This is a genomic window from Paenibacillus sp. YYML68, assembly GCF_027923405.1.
Classification (GTDB): domain Bacteria; phylum Bacillota; class Bacilli; order Paenibacillales; family NBRC-103111; genus Paenibacillus_G.
In genome coordinates, this window is the sequence record NZ_BQYI01000001.1 from 197,861 (window position 1) to 213,090 (window position 15,230).

Consider the following 15,230-nt stretch of genomic DNA (forward strand, 5'->3'; position numbering starts at 1 on the left):
CTTCTCAACGGGAGAAGCCCGGATGACCATTATTATTCAGAACGGGCGAACCCTTTTTTGAACTGCTGGATGGCATCAGTCAGAGCCTTCTCGTTATCCGCAGTCAAGTCCTTCGTATCGCGGATGCTGTTCAGAATCTCTGGACGGCTGGAATCGAGGAAGCTCAGGAACTCCGCCTCGAAGCGACGCACATCAGCGACTGGAATGTCGTCGAGGTGGCCTTTAACAACCGTATACAAGGAAGCAACCTGACGCTCCAGGCTCATCGGCTGGTTAACGCCCTGCTTCAAAATTTCAAGCGTACGAACACCACGGTTCAAGCGAGTTTGGGTCGCCTTATCGAGGTCGGAGCCGAACTGTGCGAACGCCGCGAGCTCACGGTATTGCGCCAAGTCTACGCGGAGCGTACCGGCAACCTTCTTCATCGCCTTCGTCTGAGCAGATCCACCTACACGGGATACAGAGATACCGACGTTAACAGCCGGACGCTGACCGGAGTAGAACAAGTCGGACTCGAGGAAGATCTGACCATCTGTGATCGAAATAACGTTCGTTGGGATGTATGCAGATACATCACCCGCTTGCGTCTCGATGAACGGCAAAGCTGTAATCGAACCGCCACCCAGCTCATCGCTCAGCTTCGCAGAGCGCTCAAGCAGACGGGAGTGCAGGTAGAAGACGTCACCTGGATAAGCTTCCCGACCCGGAGGACGGCGAAGGAGCAAGGACAGCTCACGGTAAGCTGCTGCCTGCTTGGACAGGTCATCATATACGATCAGAACGTGCTCGCCCTTGTACATGAAGTACTCGGCCATCGTGCAGCCTGCGTATGGAGCAAGCCACAGCATTGGGGACGGCTCAGATGCGGATGCGGTAACAACGATCGTGTACTCGAGAGCGCCCGCTTTACGCAGCTGCTCGACAACACCAACAACCGTCGATTGCTTCTGGCCAATCGCTACATAAATACACTTAACGCCGTTGCCCTTCTGGTTGATGATCGTGTCAATCGCGATTGCTGTTTTACCTGTTTGACGGTCACCGATGATCAGCTCGCGCTGACCGCGACCTACAGGAATCATAGCATCGATCGCCTTGATACCCGTTTGCATTGGCTCATGAACCGATTTACGATCCATAACGCCTGGTGCCGGGGACTCGATCGGGCGGAAATGCGTCGTGTTAATTGGGCCGTTGCCGTCAACTGGCTGACCGAGCGGGTTCACAACGCGGCCCAGCATCGCTTCGCCTACAGGAACCTCCATGATGCGGCCTGTGCGCTTCACTTGGTCGCCTTCACGAATGTCCGTGTAAGGACCGAGAATAACGATACCGACGTTGCTTTCTTCAAGGTTAAACGCATAACCGAGTACGCCGTTCGGGAACTCAAGCAGCTCGCCTGCCATGACGTTCTCGAGACCGTGCGCACGCGCAATACCGTCACCAACCTGAATGACCGTACCTACGTCTACGACTTGAATTTCGGATTTATAATTCTCAATCTGCTGCTTAATCAATGTGCTGATTTCTTCAGGTTTGATACTCAAACGTCTCACCCCTATCTACAATGCTTGAGATTCATTCAATGCGCGTTCCAGACGCTTCAGCTTGCCGGACAAGCTTCCGTCATACAGACGGTCGCCAATGCGGATTTGAACACCGCCGAGCAAGCTTTTATCAATAACCGATTCCACACGGATTTGTTTACCTGTTAATTGGCCGAACGTAGAGACGATGCCCTGCTCTTCAGCTTCCGACAACGCGTGCGGCGTATATACAATCGCCTTCGCTTGTCCAGTCGCCTCATTCGCAATCGCAGCATAGTAGCTGACTAGCGCCTCGAAGAGCTCTTCACGGCGTTTGTCAACGAGCAGCTTCAGCGTATTCAGCACAGGCTCAGATATTTGCTGGCCGAATACGTTCTGTATAAGCTCCTTCTTCGACTCCGTGCTGAGTCCCGGGCTCGAGAGCAGCTTGCTGAAGCCCTGCTCGCTTTGCAGCACAGCCAGAACACCGTTAAGCTCCTCGCTCACCGGGCCGACTACGTTCTGTTCCTTAGCAATTTCGAACAAGGCCTTTGCGTACCTTTTGGCTACAACGGTGTCCTTGCTCATTATTGGTTGCCCCCTACTTCTTTCAGGTAGTGCTCAACCAGCTGCTCCTGCGACTTCTCATCGACTTGCTTCTCGATAATCTTGGAAGCGATCAGAACAGACATCGCACTAACTTGGGACTTCAAGGTAGCGACCGCCTTGTTCTTCTCATTCTCGATATCGCGAAGCGCCTCGCTCTTCAGACGGGCAGCCTCTTCCTTAGCTTGATCCAGCGCATCCTGAGTCTGCTTGTTGCTCATCGTGCGAGCTTGCTCGAGAATACCTTGTGCTTCCTTGCGCACGTCCTGCATCGCTTTCTTCTGCTCGTTAAGGAGCTGCTCCGCTTCACGGCGGTCTTGCTCCGACTTCGAGATTTGCTCAGCAATGATACGTCTGCGCTCTTCCATCACGTTGAACAACGGCCCTAGCGCGTACTTGTTCAACAGCCAATATAACAATGCGAATGCAATAATCGCAAACACGAACGATTCAGTTAACCAATGCATCTATACAACTCCTTTCGCTGGTTGTAAGCAAAACGAAGGCGTGGAAGGTACAGTCCTTCCGCGCCAAACGATCCTGTTCTTGAATTAAGCTCCGAAGAACATCAGGAACGCAAGAACGACCGCGATGATCGGAACAACCTCGACGATACCTACACCGATAAACATAGTCGTTTGAAGCGTACCTTTTTGCTCTGGCTGACGAGCGATGCTCTCAACTGTCTTGCTTACGATCATACCGTTACCGATACCTGCGCCGAATGCTGCCAAACCGATTGCAATTGCTGCTGCTAGAAATGCCATTTTAAATTTCCTCCTCTAATTTACCTTTATTAGGTTAAATATTTGACTTCTTAAACTATAAATGTAGCTCTTAATGCTCATGAGCCTCATCGTCATGATGCACCGTTGCTTGCGAAATATAAACCATCGTAAGCACCGTGAACAAGAACGCCTGAATCGCACCAACGAAAATACTGAAGCCTTGCCATGCCGCCAGCATCGGAATACCCCAGAAGCCAGCCATCAAGATCGTCGAGATCAAAACCTCACCCGCAAAGATGTTCGCGTAAAGACGAAGACCGAGCGTAAGCGGCTTAGACAATTCCTTGATCAGGTTCAGCGGAAGGAAGAACCAGTACGGCTCGAAGTAGTGCTTCAGATAATGCTTAGTGTTAAGCCTCAATCCGAGCACGTGAATGAGCACGAATACGATAATCGCAAGACCGAATGTAACAGATACATCGGCTGTCGGAGATTTCCACCAAGCGAGAACCATGCCGTGGTGTCCTCCATCTCCTTCTTTCGCGTGATCATGCGCCGCATCAATCATCTCCTGCGAGACTACCGTCTGGCCAAACAAGGTCAACGGCTTCTCATGCTCGGTAAGTACACCGAATGGCAAGCCTAGCAGGTTCGCGATGAAGATGAACAGAATCAACGTTGTTCCAAGACCTACGAAATGCTTTGCTCTCTGAAGCGGCATCGTGCTGGCAACCGTGTTATGTACGAACTCGACGATCCATTCCATAAAGTTTTGCATTTTGGACGGATTCGTGACCGACAAATTTCGAACGGCTAATCGAGCAAGCACGAACACAATTACACAAGTAACGATGATGCTCAGAAAGGCAGAAATATCAATCTTCATCCCATTGCTAAGATGCAGTGTTGCAAACTCATGCATGTTGCTATCCCCTCCTTTCCACGTAGTGCAAGCTACTTCTTCCTGCTGAAAAACAAGCCTTTAAGGAGTACTACCACCTGGACAAAGGCGAAGCCGATAATTGTAGCAGCGATATGAAAAAGATGCGGCACTTTGACAGCGATAATAATCGCAAGAAGGGCGACGCTAATCCGGGAAATAAACCCCATATTAAAGCGCCTTCTTCCGCTGTCCTCCGACTTGTCCAAGATGACTTTCGTGAGCGCTTCGATCTTCACGGACAAGATCCAAGCATTGATCAGACTAACCGCCGAACCCAGGATGAGTCCGTTCACATACACTCTGTAATCAGGGACGAAGGCCCATACAAGCAGCAGTGCGGACAAAAAGAACAATGCGGCGCGATAAATCGATAGGAATTGGTCTCGCATACTATTCCTTTTGGTCCTCCAGTACTTTTTTGATTACGAGAGCGGCGGTTACAATCCCGGTAAGCAGGCCGATGAATACGCCTCCAAGCAAGCAAGCCTTCGGGTTGCCGAAGTGCTGTCCGGCTGCAATTCCGCCAAAATACCCAATCAACGTACAGACCACAACATCAATGCCTAGCGCCCCAACTAGAGCGGCAGCACGCCATGGTGAAGATGATGGATCTTTTTGACTCATAGTATACCCTGACAATCCTCATTTATTTTATCGAAGCTACCTTTCATTGTCAATTAAGGCACCTCCATATTTTCTGCTTCCCAAACAGCCCTAAACCCTTGATACATAAGCATTTTTTGCATCCGAAAACCAAACAGTACAACTGTACGCTGTAATGTTTGTCATAAGATTGTCACCGTTCGCCATCTCAACCTACGGCTGGAACGGCTTAGGTCTTTCGGCGCGATGCCCGAAGTGGTGCAAAATAGCCTCGACAATCCGCTTCGATGCGGTACCGTCTCCGTAAGGATTGGCCGCCTGACTCATCCGGTTGTACAGCTCCTGGTCGGTAAGCAAGGCGCTCGCTCGCTCGAACACACGTTCTTCATCCGTACCTACGAGCTCCAGCGTTCCTGCCTCGATGCCTTCCGGACGCTCCGTCGTCTCACGCAGCACCAGCACCGGCACACCGAATGAAGGCGCCTCCTCCTGCATGCCGCCCGAGTCCGTCAAGATGAGATGAGTGTGCGGGTAGATGTTATGGAATTCCGCCACATCGAACGGCTCCAGCAGCTTGATGCGCTCGTGTCCGCTCAATAGCTCATAGGCCGGCTCCTTCACAGCTGGACTTGGATGCACCGGGTAGACGATCGCAATATCGTCGAAGGTATCAGCCAGCCTGCGGACAGCGCGGAAAATTTGGCGGTGCGGCTCACCCTGCGATTCCCTGCGATGAGCGGTCATCAGAATCAGACGCTTGCCCTTCGCCCATTCCAGAACGGGATGCGTGAAGTCCTTATTCACCGTGTACTGGAATACGTCCGTAACCGTATTGCCTGTAATGTAGATGCGATCCTCTGCCTTATTCTCCTTGCGCAGATTGCCTGCCGACCAATCCGTCGGAGCAAAGTGCAGATCGGCTAACACGCCAGTCAGCTGACGATTCATCTCCTCTGGATAAGGAGAGAGCTTGTTCCAGGTGCGCAGTCCTGCCTCCACATGACCGACCTGAATCTGCTGTAGGAACGCTGCGTAGCTCGCGAGGAACGTCGTTAACGTATCTCCGTGCACAAGAATAAGATCCGGCTTCTCCTGCTTGAACACGGGGTCGAGCCCCTGCAGAACGCGGATCGTAATTTCATTGAGCGTCTGGCGCTCCTTCATCACATCCAGATCGTAATTCGGCTTGATGTCAAAAATGTCGAGCACTTGGTCAAGCATCTGACGATGCTGTGCCGTAACGGCGACTATGGATTCAATATGGTCCGGATGCTTCTCCAGCTCCTTAACAAGCGGCGCCATCTTGATGGCCTCCGGCCTTGTCCCAAAAATCGTAATAATCTTCGTTTTACTCACGCGAACGGCTCCTCTCACCATTTCAATAATAGGACAAGCCTCGAATTTGGCATAGCCAAGCCGAGTCCCTCGCCAGCTGCTTCCAGCGCCAATCGCGCTTATACCACTTTATGCAGCGCTGCTTTACTTCGTGCCAAACAGACGATCTCCCGCGTCCCCAAGGCCGGGAACAATATATCCGTGCTCGTTCAGCTGATCATCGATCGCTGCCACATACAGGTCGACGTCCGAATGCGCCTGCTGAACCGCCTGAACGCCCTCTGGAGCCGCAATAAGACACATCAGCTTCATCTGGGTGCAGCCACGGTTCTTAAGCGCCTGAATGGCCGCTATAGCCGAGCCTCCGGTCGCCAGCATGGGGTCGATGACGATCAGCTCACGCTCCTGCACATCGGTAGGCAGCTTCGCATAATACTCGACTGGCTCAAGCGTATTCGGATCTCGATATAAGCCGATATGCCCGACCTTGGCGGCCGGAACGAGCTTCAGAATGCCATCCACCATCCCAAGCCCCGCCCGCAGAATAGGAATAAGACCGAGCATTCGGCCCGATATGACCCGGCAGTCCGCTTTCGCTACTGGCGTGCGTACTTCAACCTTCTCTAGCGGAATATCCCTTGTAATTTCGTACGCCATGAGCGTAGCTACTTCGTCTACGAGCTCGCGGAAATCCTTGGTGGTCGTACTCTCATCCCGAATATATGTTAATTTATGTTGAATGAGCGGATGATCGCAAACGAATACTTTTCCCATGCTTCGGCTCCCCCTAAAACGTTGAACAGGCGATTTCGCCATATCTTGTCTATTATACCACAAGTCTCTTCATATATCCCAGTTGATCAGGAACTTTGTGCCACGTGGAACAAAAAGAACCGGCCCCCTGCTAAGAGAGAGAACCGGTTCATTCCTGTCACTGTCAAGCGTACGTGCAGCTTAGTATGTCAGACCTGGATAAAGCGGGAACTGTGCAGTCAGATCCTTCACCATGCCGCGCGCCTTCTCAAGCACCGCTTCGTCCGTCGGGTTCTTGAGCGTCAATGCAATGATCTTCGCGATCGTCTTCATCGCTTCCTCGTTCATACCGCGAGCCGTGACAGCAGCAGTACCTACGCGAACACCGCTAGTGACCATCGGCTTCGCCGGATCGAACGGAATCGCGTTCTTGTTCACCGTCAGACCAACCTCGTCAAGCAGATGCTCGGCATCCTTGCCTGTAATGTTCAGGCTGCGCAGGTCGATCAGCATCAGATGGTTATCTGTACCGCCGGACACAAGGTTCACACCTTCAGCAAGCAGCGTCTCGGACAGCACCTTCGCGTTCTTCACGACGTTCTGAGCGTACGTCTTGAACTCTGGCTGCAGCGCCTCGCCGAATGCAACGGCCTTCGCCGCAATGACGTGCATCAGCGGACCGCCCTGCGTGCCCGGGAATACAGCCTTGTCAATCGCAGCTGCCCAAGGCTTGCGGCACAGAATCATACCGCCGCGCGGACCGCGCAGCGTCTTGTGCGTCGTCGTCGTTACGAAGTGCGCGTGCGGCACTGGGTTCGGGTGAAGACCTGCTGCCACAAGACCCGCGATATGCGCCATATCGACCATGAAGAGCGCGCCTACGTCGTTCGCGATGCTCGCCATTTTCTCGAAATCGATAATGCGCGGATACGCGCTCGCACCCGCTACGATCAGACGAGGCTTATGCTTGAACGCCGCCTTACGCACTTCCTCATAATCGATGCGGGAATCGGTCTCACTTACGCCGTAAGCTACGAAGTTATAGAGGATGCCGGATGCGTTAACCGGGCTGCCGTGCGTCAAGTGACCACCGTGCGCCAGGTTCATACCGAGGATCGTCTCGCCAGCCTTCACCGCTGCCAGATAGACCGCAAGGTTCGCCTGTGCGCCCGAGTGAGGCTGAACGTTAACATGCTCTGCACCGAACAGCTCCTTCGCACGATCGCGTGCGATGTCTTCCACGATGTCAACGTACTCACAGCCGCCATAGTAGCGCTTGTGCGGGTAGCCTTCCGCATACTTGTTCGTGAGCACCGTACCGAGCGCCTCCAGCACCGCTGGGCTGACGAAGTTCTCGGAGGCGATCAGCTCGATCTTGTCGCGCTGACGGCCAAGCTCCAGGTTCATTGCTTCAACAATCTTCGGATCTTGCTTGCGTAGAAATTCCATAATCGTATAGCCTCCAATGTGAATGAATGTAGTTGAATATATAGTTAATCGCAGCTGCCAGCCGCTTGCGGCTGCAGCTCCTGCAAGCCCGCATTCGCCTCATACACCGCTCTGACGCCGCCGATCAGCTTCGGACGCGTGTAGGCGGCCTGCACGAACGCCTCGCCGACATGACGAACGGACGTCTTGAATGGTACCGCGACCCGCTTCAGATGCATGCCGATCAGAGTACCCCCGATATCGAGGCCGGCATGAGCCTGTACCTCCTCGACGACGACCGCCTCCCGCAGCTGCGAGAACGCATAGGCTGCCATCGAGCCACCAGCCTTCGGCACAGGGACGACGCTGACCTCATCGAGTCCGTATCGCTCCAGCGCCTCGCGCTCCAGCACGAGCGCCCGGTTCAGATGCTCGCAGCATTGATAGACCGGATAGAAGCCGAGCTCTGCCCTGACGGCCTCGACCGCTTCATAGATGCTGCGAGCGACGGCAAGACTGCCAGATGTGCCGATATGCGCACCGAGCACCTCACTGGTGCTCGTCCCGATGACGAGCAGCTGACCTTGACGCAGCTTGCTGACCGCCGCCACCTCGCGCACAATCGTCTCCACTTGAGCACGAACTCTCGCTTCCAGCTCGAGCGTACCTTCGATGTGCAGCTGACTCATGCGGACACGCTCCTTTCCACACAACGACGTAAGGAAAGCCTCTGCTTAAGGATGCAGCGCATACTTATCTTCAAGCGCCTTCACCTTGTTGACACGGTTCTGATGACGCTCGCCTTGGGAGAATTCCGTCTCGAGCCAGATCTTCACGATCTCCTGCGCAACGCCAGGGCCGACGACACGCTCGCCGAGCGACAGCACGTTCGAATCGTTGTGCTCACGCGTCGCCTTAGCCGAGAACAGGTCATGGACAAGCGCGCAGCGAATGCCAGGCACCTTGTTAGCCGCAATCGTCATGCCGATGCCCGTGCCGCAGATGAGAATGCCCTTGTCCGCTTCACCCGATACGACCTTCTCGCACACCTGCAGCGCATAATCCGGGTAATCGACCGAATCTGCACAGCTGCAGCCATAATCGATAACCTCATGACCAAGCTCCTCGATGAACGGCTTGATGACATCCTTCAGTCTGTAGCCCGCGTGATCCGCACCCATTGCAATTTTCATAATCCAACTCGCCTCCTCGCTATTGTCGATTTCATTATAACCCAAAACATCAGCGACAAAAAACGAAAAAAGAGCATGGCACCCGCGTCGAATTGACGCGAAATGCTGCTCTTTGCCCAGGCGACCGGCCGTATATCCCAATGCTCCACCGTGGTTACTTCCACTCGTCGCCAGTTACATCGGGTCTCACATCTATAACCCAATCATATCCTAAGTCACGCTGGCCTGTAAAGCCTAACTTCTCACGCTTCCCGCAGCCGCTTCAGCTTGTCCACGAGCTTGTGTAAGCCTTCCTCGATCTCCTCCGCGCAAGCCGCATACAGACTGTAGGGGCCTCCGAAAGGATCGGAAATGTCATGGCTCGGCAGCTCCTTCTCCAGAGCTATGATGCGCATACGCTCCTCATCGGTAATCGGCTCGGACAGCGCCTGCTTCAGCTGAATGCTGCTCAGCAAGCTCTCCAGCTCGGCAATCGTGCGCTCATCCTTACCGCCGCCCTCCGCTACGTACTCCTTCAGCGTGTGCACCTTATCGACAGCCTCTGGATGGAGCTGAATCGTATGCCGCTTATGACTTGCGGTCATCGTCAATACGAGATCGGCCCACTGTACGAGCTCCTCGTCCAGCAGCTTCGAGCCGTCGGTCAGCGCACAGCCCTTCTCTTGCAGCACCGTGCGAGCATGATCGGATACAGGCATTCCCGTGAAGGCCGATACTCCGGCAGAGCGAACCTCAAGGCCCGTCAGCCCGGCCTTCTCGATCAGCGACTTCATCATTCCTTCGGCCATGGGACTTCGGCATGTGTTGCCCGTGCATACGAATAAGATTCGGTTCATCTTCGTTTCCCCCTCTTTCCATACATCCGTAGGTGTGGAGCGCTGCTGCTTATTCTTGCTATAGTGTACCTCAATTGTGAGTAATTATGGGAGTTCTCTCTCGTTTATATGATAAAATGGATGCCGAATGCGATCAAAATGACGCCGCCGAGCGCCTCTCCGTAATCACCAAACCATTCGCCCACACGTCGGCCGAGCAGCAGGCCCAGCATCGTCATCAGTCCTCCAGCAGCTCCGAACAACAGAATCGTCAGCCATACGTCACCGGCAAACATCCCGAGTGATATGCCGACAGAGAACGAATCGACGCTCACGCTGAACGCGAACAGCAGCAAGCCCCAGAACGATCGGGGATCGTAGCCCGACGATTCATCGCCGCGCAGCACGTTGTACACCATATGAGCGCCCAGCACGAGCAGCAGCACGCCGCCGCATACGGTAGCCACTTGTCCGAGAATGGAGCTCAGGAAGCTGCCTGTCCAGACGCCAGCGAGCGGCATGATCATATGGAACAGCGCCGTGACGAGGCCGATTCTGACAATATCAAGCTTCCTGATCCCTCTCATCCCGATGCCAAGCCCTAGCGACAGCGCGTCGAACCCTAGCGCCAGCGCAAGTAATCCAATGGAGACGAGCTGTCCCCACAATAACGGTGCTGCCAAGTCCATGCTTCCTAACCCCCTGTCCCATTCCTAAACAACGTATGCAGGACAAGGGGCAAACATGTCTGCCGCGGGCGTTAAGGAAAGACATGAGTGCTGAGCAGGGACAACGTAGGCTATGGCAGCGGTGTAGGCGGTGGCGATGGGCAGTGGCGAAGCTTCGCCTGCTTGAGGCGACTGCGCTGGCCCGTGTGAGGGCTGCGGCGAGGCGAGGCAGGGGCTGCGGCACGGTTGGCGGCGCGCGGGATAAGGCTCAGCACGTTGCTACACGTGCAGCTCGCGTCCGCCGGCGGCCTTACGCAGCCGGTTCATGATCGCTTCGCCGAGGCCGGTCTCCGGGCAAGCCTCGGCGACGATGAACGAGGCGCCAGCCTCGTCGAAGGCGCGCAGCGCGGCATACAAGCCGCGCGCCACAAGCTCAAGGTCGGTCCGCTCGCCGCAGACCGACACATGGTCCGCGGGCACCGCCTCCGCGTGCCCGCCCAGCAGCAGCGCGCCCGTCCGCTCCCCGCGGGCGCGCGCAGCCTCCAGCTCGCGCCGCATGCGCGCGAGCACCGCCTCGCGATCGTGGCCATGCACGATCGTCAGCAGCCCGCGCGGCGCGTAGTGGGCATATTTCATGCCCGGTGCGCGCGGCGTCTCCTCAGCGGCAGGCGCAGCCTCTGCCGCCATCACCAGGCGCACGCCGTCAGGCAGCGTGCGCGCCAGCTCGCCCGCGGTGACCCCGCCCGGGCGCAGCACATACACCGTCCCGTCGCGATACTCGACGACGGTCGATTCCACCCCGACGCCGGCGGCGCCGCCATCCACGATCCCGGCGATACGACCGCCGAGATCCTCGAGCACATGCGCCGCCAGCGTCGGGCTCGGCCGCCCCGAGCGGTTCGCACTCGGGGCCGCAACCGGACAGCCCGCGGCGGCGATCAGCGCCCGGGCCACCGGATGGTCGGGGATGCGTACCCCGACCGTAGACAGCCCCGCCGTCACGAGCGGGGACAGCACGCCCTCCCGGACGGGCAGCACGACCGTCAGCGGACCCGGCCAGAACGCGTCCAACAAGCACAAGACGGCCTCCTCCGGCGAAGCAGTAAGCTCCGTTAGCTGAGACCGATCGGCCAGATGAACGATGAGCGGATTATCCGACGGACGGCCCTTCGCCTCGAAGATCGCCGCCACCGCCTCTGTGCTGCGCGCATCCGCTCCTAGGCCATACACCGTCTCCGTCGGGAAGGCGACCGTCCGCCCTTCACGCAGCCAAGCCGCGGCTTCCTGTATCTGCTCCTCTTGCGGACAGGAGGCATGCACGAGCCACATTTTCGTCTCGATATTCATAACAACACTCCTTGCACCAGCTTCTCCTCTAAGGACGATCCGACCACTGTACCAGCACACAAGGTCGTTCGACACACCCGAGCGTCCAGCCTCTCCGAGCATGTCGCCGACCCGACTCCCGCTTCGCAAGATGATTCCTGGTCATCTGGTCAATCTCCATCTGAGCTCTATTCCTTACGCGAACCAAGCGAATACTTCCTTCAGCATATCCCACAGGAAGAAGCGCACCTCCGGCTGCTCCTTGCCTGCAGCAGCTTCCTTGCCGCCTTCTGCATCCTTCTGAGCCTGCTCTGCAGCGCCAGAAGCCGTCTTGCCCGCCCCCGCTTCCTTCTGCACAGCCGATGCCGCAGTTACAGACTTGCTCGACTTATCGGACTGGTCTGCCTTACGAGCCGCATCCTTCTCCGCAGCTTTCCCGTTCGCAGCGCCAGCATCCGTCTTACCATCGTTCGGTGCAGCCTCGTCCTCAGCCGATGCCGCGTACGCCTTGTTGTCCTTCTTCACGACCATCTCGGAATCGACGAAGCAGAGCGGCGGGAACAGCACGCACCACCAGTTCTGACCTTCCGCCTCGCCGATCGACACACGCAGCGCCTCATACTCACCAGCCGGGTACACTTGATTGCCGTACATCTTCGTCGGGAATGGAACGACGCCTAGTTCTACCTGATATGTATAGTCGAAGCCGTTATCGCGCAGCGTCTTTTCCACCACAGCCTCAAGCTCTGGCAGACGGGACTTCACTGTCTCGCGCGCCGCCTCGATCCCGTCTGGCTCCGCGACCCACGCGTTCATCTGCTCGATTATCGCATCGCGCACCTCGCGCTTAATCCATTGATCCGTCGGCGAATCGGAGTTCGCCAAGATACGCAGTCGAATCGACTCCTGTGGAATGACACTTGCATCAACAGCCGACTTCGCCTTCGCCTCGAACAGCATCGCGTTCGCCTTGCCCGACTCCCAGCACATCAGCAGCATCACTAGAGCAAATCCTAAATATAAATACGGCTTTACATTGACCCGTTTAACCATGTACACCGCGCCCCTCTCAACCATTTCGTATCCTAAGAATGAATCTGAATGATGGCATCGCCTTCGAATCTATCGATTCTAGTTCTTATTGTTTCCGAGATTGAGAGAGTTTAAACGCGGTGCTTTTATTTTTTTATAAAAAGCTTTCAAGTACCGTTATTCTAGGAACGATACGCAATAACGTGCCGGCCGATGCCAGCCAGATCATCGACGATATATACCTCGTCCCACTCGGCAGCATCAAGCAGCAGCTCCCGTACCGCCTCGGCCTGACCTTGCCCGACCTCGAAGCCGACGACGCGCGGCAGCTGCGGCAGCTCGTGAAGCTGTGCCACCATACGGCGGTAGAGCGTCAGTCCGTCCGCACCTCCGAACAGCGCCATATGCGGCTCGTACAGCCGCACCTCCGGCTGAAGGCCATTTTCATCCGAATCCGGGATGTATGGAGGGTTGGACACGAGCAGATCTATTCGCTCTGCCCGCTCGATCCAAGGCTGAAGCAGATCTCCCTCGCTCCATTCGATTCGGTCGGCCACCCCGTTCAGCTCCGCATTGTGCTGCGCCTGCTTCAGCGCCGCCTCCGACAAGTCCGAGGCGAGCACGCGCCAGCCTGGACATTGCGTCGCAATCGTCACCGCAATCGCCCCGCTGCCCGTCCCGATATCGCACACGGTCGGGCTGTTTCCCAGCCTAGACACAGTTCCGCGGCCAGCACTTGCCGCATCCTCTAGCTCTTGCCCGTGCACCAGCTGCTCCCTACCCTCACATGTCTCCGGCCACATCCGCTTCCCAAGACGAACGAGCTCCTCGACCAGCAGCTCCGTCTCCGGCCTTGGGATCAACACCGCAGGACTGACCCGGAACGGCAGTCCATAGAACTCCTGTTCGCCAATCATATATTGCACCGGCTCCCCTGCCGCCTTCCGCTCGAGCAGCTGCTGCCATCGCTCCGCAAGACGCTCCGGGAACGGCTCGCTCCAGCGCAGCAATAGCCCCGTACGGCTCTCCTCGAGCACATATTCGAGCAGCCGCTGTGCATTCGACTCCGGCTCCCGCACACCATACCCGCGCAAAAAAGAAGAAGCCTCAACATAGGCTTCACGTATCGTTAATCGCCGTTCGTTAAGCACCGGCGTATTCTCCTTTTTCCATCTGGTCGGTCTGGGCGGCAATCGTAAGGGCGGAGATGATCTCCTCCATATCGCCGTTCAGCACGGAATCTAGTCGATGCAGCGTTAAGCCGATGCGGTGATCGGTCACACGGCTCTGCGGGAAGTTGTACGTCCGAATACGCTCCGAGCGATCGCCCGTGCCGACCTTGCTCTTGCGCTCGGCGCCGTACTTCTCCATCTCCTCCTGCTGCATCTTGTCGAAGATACGGGCGCGAAGCACCTGCAGCGCCTTCTCCTTGTTCGAGTTCTGCGACTTGCCGTCCTGACACGTCGCTACAATGCCCGTCGGAACGTGCGTCACGCGCACCGCCGACTTCGTCGTATTAACGGACTGACCGCCCGCGCCGCTGGAGCAGAACGTATCGACGCGAATGTCTGAGTCGTGAATCTCGATGTCGAACTCCTCCATCTCCGGCATGACCCCGACCGTTGCCGTCGACGTATGGATACGTCCGCCCGACTCCGTCGCCGGAATACGCTGCACGCGATGCGCTCCGCTCTCGAACTTCAGCTTGCTGTAGGCACCCTTGCCGTTCACCATGAAAATAATTTCCTTAAAGCCGCCGAGGTCGCTAACGCTGGCCTCCAGCACCTCCGTACGCCAGCCCTGCGTATCCGCGAACTTCGAGTACATCCGGTACAAGTCGGAGGCGAACAGCGCCGCCTCGTCGCCGCCCGCGGCGCCGCGAATTTCCACGATGACGTTCTTGTCGTCATTCGGGTCCTTCGGCATCATGAGCACCTTAATCTTCTCCTCCAGCTGCTCCTTGCGCTCAGACAGCTCGTCGAGCTCCAGCTTCACGAGCTCCTTCATCTCATCGTCGAGCTTCTCATTCAGCATCGACTTGGCTGCCTCATGCTGCTCGTAGACGCTCTTGTATTCCATGTACGTATCGTACGTCTCCTGCAGGTCGGATTGCTCCTTCGAATATTCGCGCAGCTTCTTCGCATCCCCGGCTACGTCCGGGTCGCACAGCAGCTCGCTCAGCTTCTCATAACGATCGGCTAATGCTTGTAAACGGTCCAGCATCTATCGTTCACCCTTCCCTTCCCTTTCACGCTTCAGAGCGTGCTCATGCTC

18 protein-coding genes and 1 riboswitch are annotated in these 15,230 nt (G+C 56.2%); all 18 genes read right to left on the reverse strand.

Translation table 11 applies throughout. From position 1 onward, the window contains the following. Positions 1-32 precede the first annotated feature (32 nt). Entirely contained in the window at positions 33-1,547 is a 1,515-nt protein-coding gene (atpA, locus tag PAE68_RS00870; RefSeq protein WP_281883176.1) for a F0F1 ATP synthase subunit alpha, read from the reverse strand. A 15-nt stretch (positions 1,548-1,562) separates the two neighbouring features. Beyond that, entirely contained in the window at positions 1,563-2,114 is a 552-nt protein-coding gene (locus tag PAE68_RS00875) for a F0F1 ATP synthase subunit delta (RefSeq protein WP_281883178.1), read from the reverse strand. Next, on the reverse strand, positions 2,114-2,599 hold the full coding sequence (gene atpF, locus PAE68_RS00880; protein ID WP_281883180.1) for a F0F1 ATP synthase subunit B: 486 nt from the start codon (positions 2,597-2,599) through the stop codon (positions 2,114-2,116). The genes PAE68_RS00875 and atpF overlap by 1 nt, the downstream gene beginning before the upstream one ends. Positions 2,600-2,683: 84 nt before the next feature. Further along, positions 2,684-2,899, reverse strand: coding sequence for a F0F1 ATP synthase subunit C (atpE, locus tag PAE68_RS00885; protein ID WP_281883182.1), 216 nt, complete (start codon positions 2,897-2,899; stop codon positions 2,684-2,686). A gap of 70 nt (positions 2,900-2,969) precedes the next feature. Then, positions 2,970-3,782 (reverse strand): F0F1 ATP synthase subunit A, encoded by an 813-nt coding sequence (gene atpB, locus PAE68_RS00890; RefSeq protein ID WP_281883184.1) that lies wholly within the window; start codon positions 3,780-3,782, stop codon positions 2,970-2,972. A gap of 32 nt (positions 3,783-3,814) precedes the next feature. Next, positions 3,815-4,192, reverse strand: a complete 378-nt coding sequence (locus tag PAE68_RS00895) for an ATP synthase subunit I (protein ID WP_281883186.1) — start codon at positions 4,190-4,192, stop codon at positions 3,815-3,817. Between the two features lies 1 nt (position 4,193). Next, positions 4,194-4,427, reverse strand: coding sequence for an AtpZ/AtpI family protein (locus PAE68_RS00900; RefSeq protein WP_281883188.1), 234 nt, complete (start codon positions 4,425-4,427; stop codon positions 4,194-4,196). Between the two features lie 192 nt (positions 4,428-4,619). Next, positions 4,620-5,762 carry a non-hydrolyzing UDP-N-acetylglucosamine 2-epimerase gene (gene wecB / locus PAE68_RS00905; protein WP_281883190.1) on the reverse strand — a complete coding sequence of 381 codons (1,143 nt, stop codon included), beginning with the start codon at positions 5,760-5,762 and terminating at the stop codon, positions 4,620-4,622. Between the two features lie 123 nt (positions 5,763-5,885). Beyond that, a complete protein-coding gene (gene upp, locus PAE68_RS00910) occupies positions 5,886-6,515 on the reverse strand; it encodes a uracil phosphoribosyltransferase (protein WP_281883192.1) in 630 nt (209 codons plus the stop codon). Between the two features lie 180 nt (positions 6,516-6,695). Beyond that, a complete protein-coding gene (glyA, locus tag PAE68_RS00915) occupies positions 6,696-7,943 on the reverse strand; it encodes a serine hydroxymethyltransferase (protein ID WP_281883194.1) in 1,248 nt (415 codons plus the stop codon). Positions 7,944-7,987: 44 nt separating this feature from the next. Continuing rightward, positions 7,988-8,611, reverse strand: a complete 624-nt coding sequence (locus PAE68_RS00920) for a TIGR01440 family protein (protein ID WP_281883196.1) — start codon at positions 8,609-8,611, stop codon at positions 7,988-7,990. A gap of 45 nt (positions 8,612-8,656) precedes the next feature. Further along, positions 8,657-9,115, reverse strand: a complete 459-nt coding sequence (gene rpiB, locus PAE68_RS00925; protein WP_281883198.1) for a ribose 5-phosphate isomerase B — start codon at positions 9,113-9,115, stop codon at positions 8,657-8,659. Between the two features lie 107 nt (positions 9,116-9,222). Continuing rightward, positions 9,223-9,303: riboswitch (ZMP/ZTP riboswitch) on the reverse strand. Positions 9,304-9,357: 54 nt separating this feature from the next. Continuing rightward, entirely contained in the window at positions 9,358-9,951 is a 594-nt protein-coding gene (locus tag PAE68_RS00930) for a low molecular weight protein arginine phosphatase (protein WP_281883200.1), read from the reverse strand. Between the two features lie 104 nt (positions 9,952-10,055). After that, positions 10,056-10,619 (reverse strand): manganese efflux pump MntP, encoded by a 564-nt coding sequence (locus tag PAE68_RS00935; protein WP_281883202.1) that lies wholly within the window; start codon positions 10,617-10,619, stop codon positions 10,056-10,058. A 258-nt stretch (positions 10,620-10,877) separates the two neighbouring features. Continuing rightward, on the reverse strand, positions 10,878-11,945 hold the full coding sequence (locus tag PAE68_RS00940) for an L-threonylcarbamoyladenylate synthase (protein WP_281883204.1): 1,068 nt from the start codon (positions 11,943-11,945) through the stop codon (positions 10,878-10,880). A gap of 174 nt (positions 11,946-12,119) precedes the next feature. Next, a complete protein-coding gene (gene spoIIR / locus PAE68_RS00945) occupies positions 12,120-12,977 on the reverse strand; it encodes a stage II sporulation protein R (RefSeq protein WP_281883206.1) in 858 nt (285 codons plus the stop codon). Positions 12,978-13,138: 161 nt separating this feature from the next. Beyond that, positions 13,139-14,107, reverse strand: a complete 969-nt coding sequence (gene prmC, locus PAE68_RS00950; RefSeq protein ID WP_281883207.1) for a peptide chain release factor N(5)-glutamine methyltransferase — start codon at positions 14,105-14,107, stop codon at positions 13,139-13,141. After that, positions 14,100-15,179 carry a peptide chain release factor 1 gene (gene prfA, locus PAE68_RS00955; protein ID WP_281883209.1) on the reverse strand — a complete coding sequence of 360 codons (1,080 nt, stop codon included), beginning with the start codon at positions 15,177-15,179 and terminating at the stop codon, positions 14,100-14,102. Before prfA ends, prmC begins: the two co-directional genes overlap by 8 nt. Positions 15,180-15,230: the final 51 nt, after the last annotated feature.

What these genes read in the sequence shown, in the direction of transcription:
- PAE68_RS00875 (WP_281883178.1), bottom strand. Translation starts at nt 2,114, where the DNA reads ATGAGCAAGGACACCGTTGTAGCCAAAAGGTACGCAAAGGCCTTGTTC.
- atpF (WP_281883180.1), bottom strand. Translation starts at nt 2,599, where the DNA reads ATGCATTGGTTAACTGAATCGTTCGTGTTTGCGATTATTGCATTCGCA.
- atpE (WP_281883182.1), bottom strand. Translation starts at nt 2,899, where the DNA reads ATGGCATTTCTAGCAGCAGCAATTGCAATCGGTTTGGCAGCATTCGGC.
- atpB (WP_281883184.1), bottom strand. Translation starts at nt 3,782, where the DNA reads ATGCATGAGTTTGCAACACTGCATCTTAGCAATGGGATGAAGATTGAT.
- PAE68_RS00895 (WP_281883186.1), bottom strand. Translation starts at nt 4,192, where the DNA reads ATGCGAGACCAATTCCTATCGATTTATCGCGCCGCATTGTTCTTTTTG.
- PAE68_RS00900 (WP_281883188.1), bottom strand. Translation starts at nt 4,427, where the DNA reads ATGAGTCAAAAAGATCCATCATCTTCACCATGGCGTGCTGCCGCTCTA.
- upp (WP_281883192.1), bottom strand. Translation starts at nt 6,515, where the DNA reads ATGGGAAAAGTATTCGTTTGCGATCATCCGCTCATTCAACATAAATTA.
- glyA (WP_281883194.1), bottom strand. Translation starts at nt 7,943, where the DNA reads ATGGAATTTCTACGCAAGCAAGATCCGAAGATTGTTGAAGCAATGAAC.
- PAE68_RS00920 (WP_281883196.1), bottom strand. Translation starts at nt 8,611, where the DNA reads ATGAGTCAGCTGCACATCGAAGGTACGCTCGAGCTGGAAGCGAGAGTT.
- rpiB (WP_281883198.1), bottom strand. Translation starts at nt 9,115, where the DNA reads ATGAAAATTGCAATGGGTGCGGATCACGCGGGCTACAGACTGAAGGAT.
- PAE68_RS00930 (WP_281883200.1), bottom strand. Translation starts at nt 9,951, where the DNA reads ATGAACCGAATCTTATTCGTATGCACGGGCAACACATGCCGAAGTCCC.
- PAE68_RS00935 (WP_281883202.1), bottom strand. Translation starts at nt 10,619, where the DNA reads ATGGACTTGGCAGCACCGTTATTGTGGGGACAGCTCGTCTCCATTGGA.
- PAE68_RS00940 (WP_281883204.1), bottom strand. Translation starts at nt 11,945, where the DNA reads ATGAATATCGAGACGAAAATGTGGCTCGTGCATGCCTCCTGTCCGCAA.
- spoIIR (WP_281883206.1), bottom strand. Translation starts at nt 12,977, where the DNA reads ATGGTTAAACGGGTCAATGTAAAGCCGTATTTATATTTAGGATTTGCT.
- prfA (WP_281883209.1), bottom strand. Translation starts at nt 15,179, where the DNA reads ATGCTGGACCGTTTACAAGCATTAGCCGATCGTTATGAGAAGCTGAGC.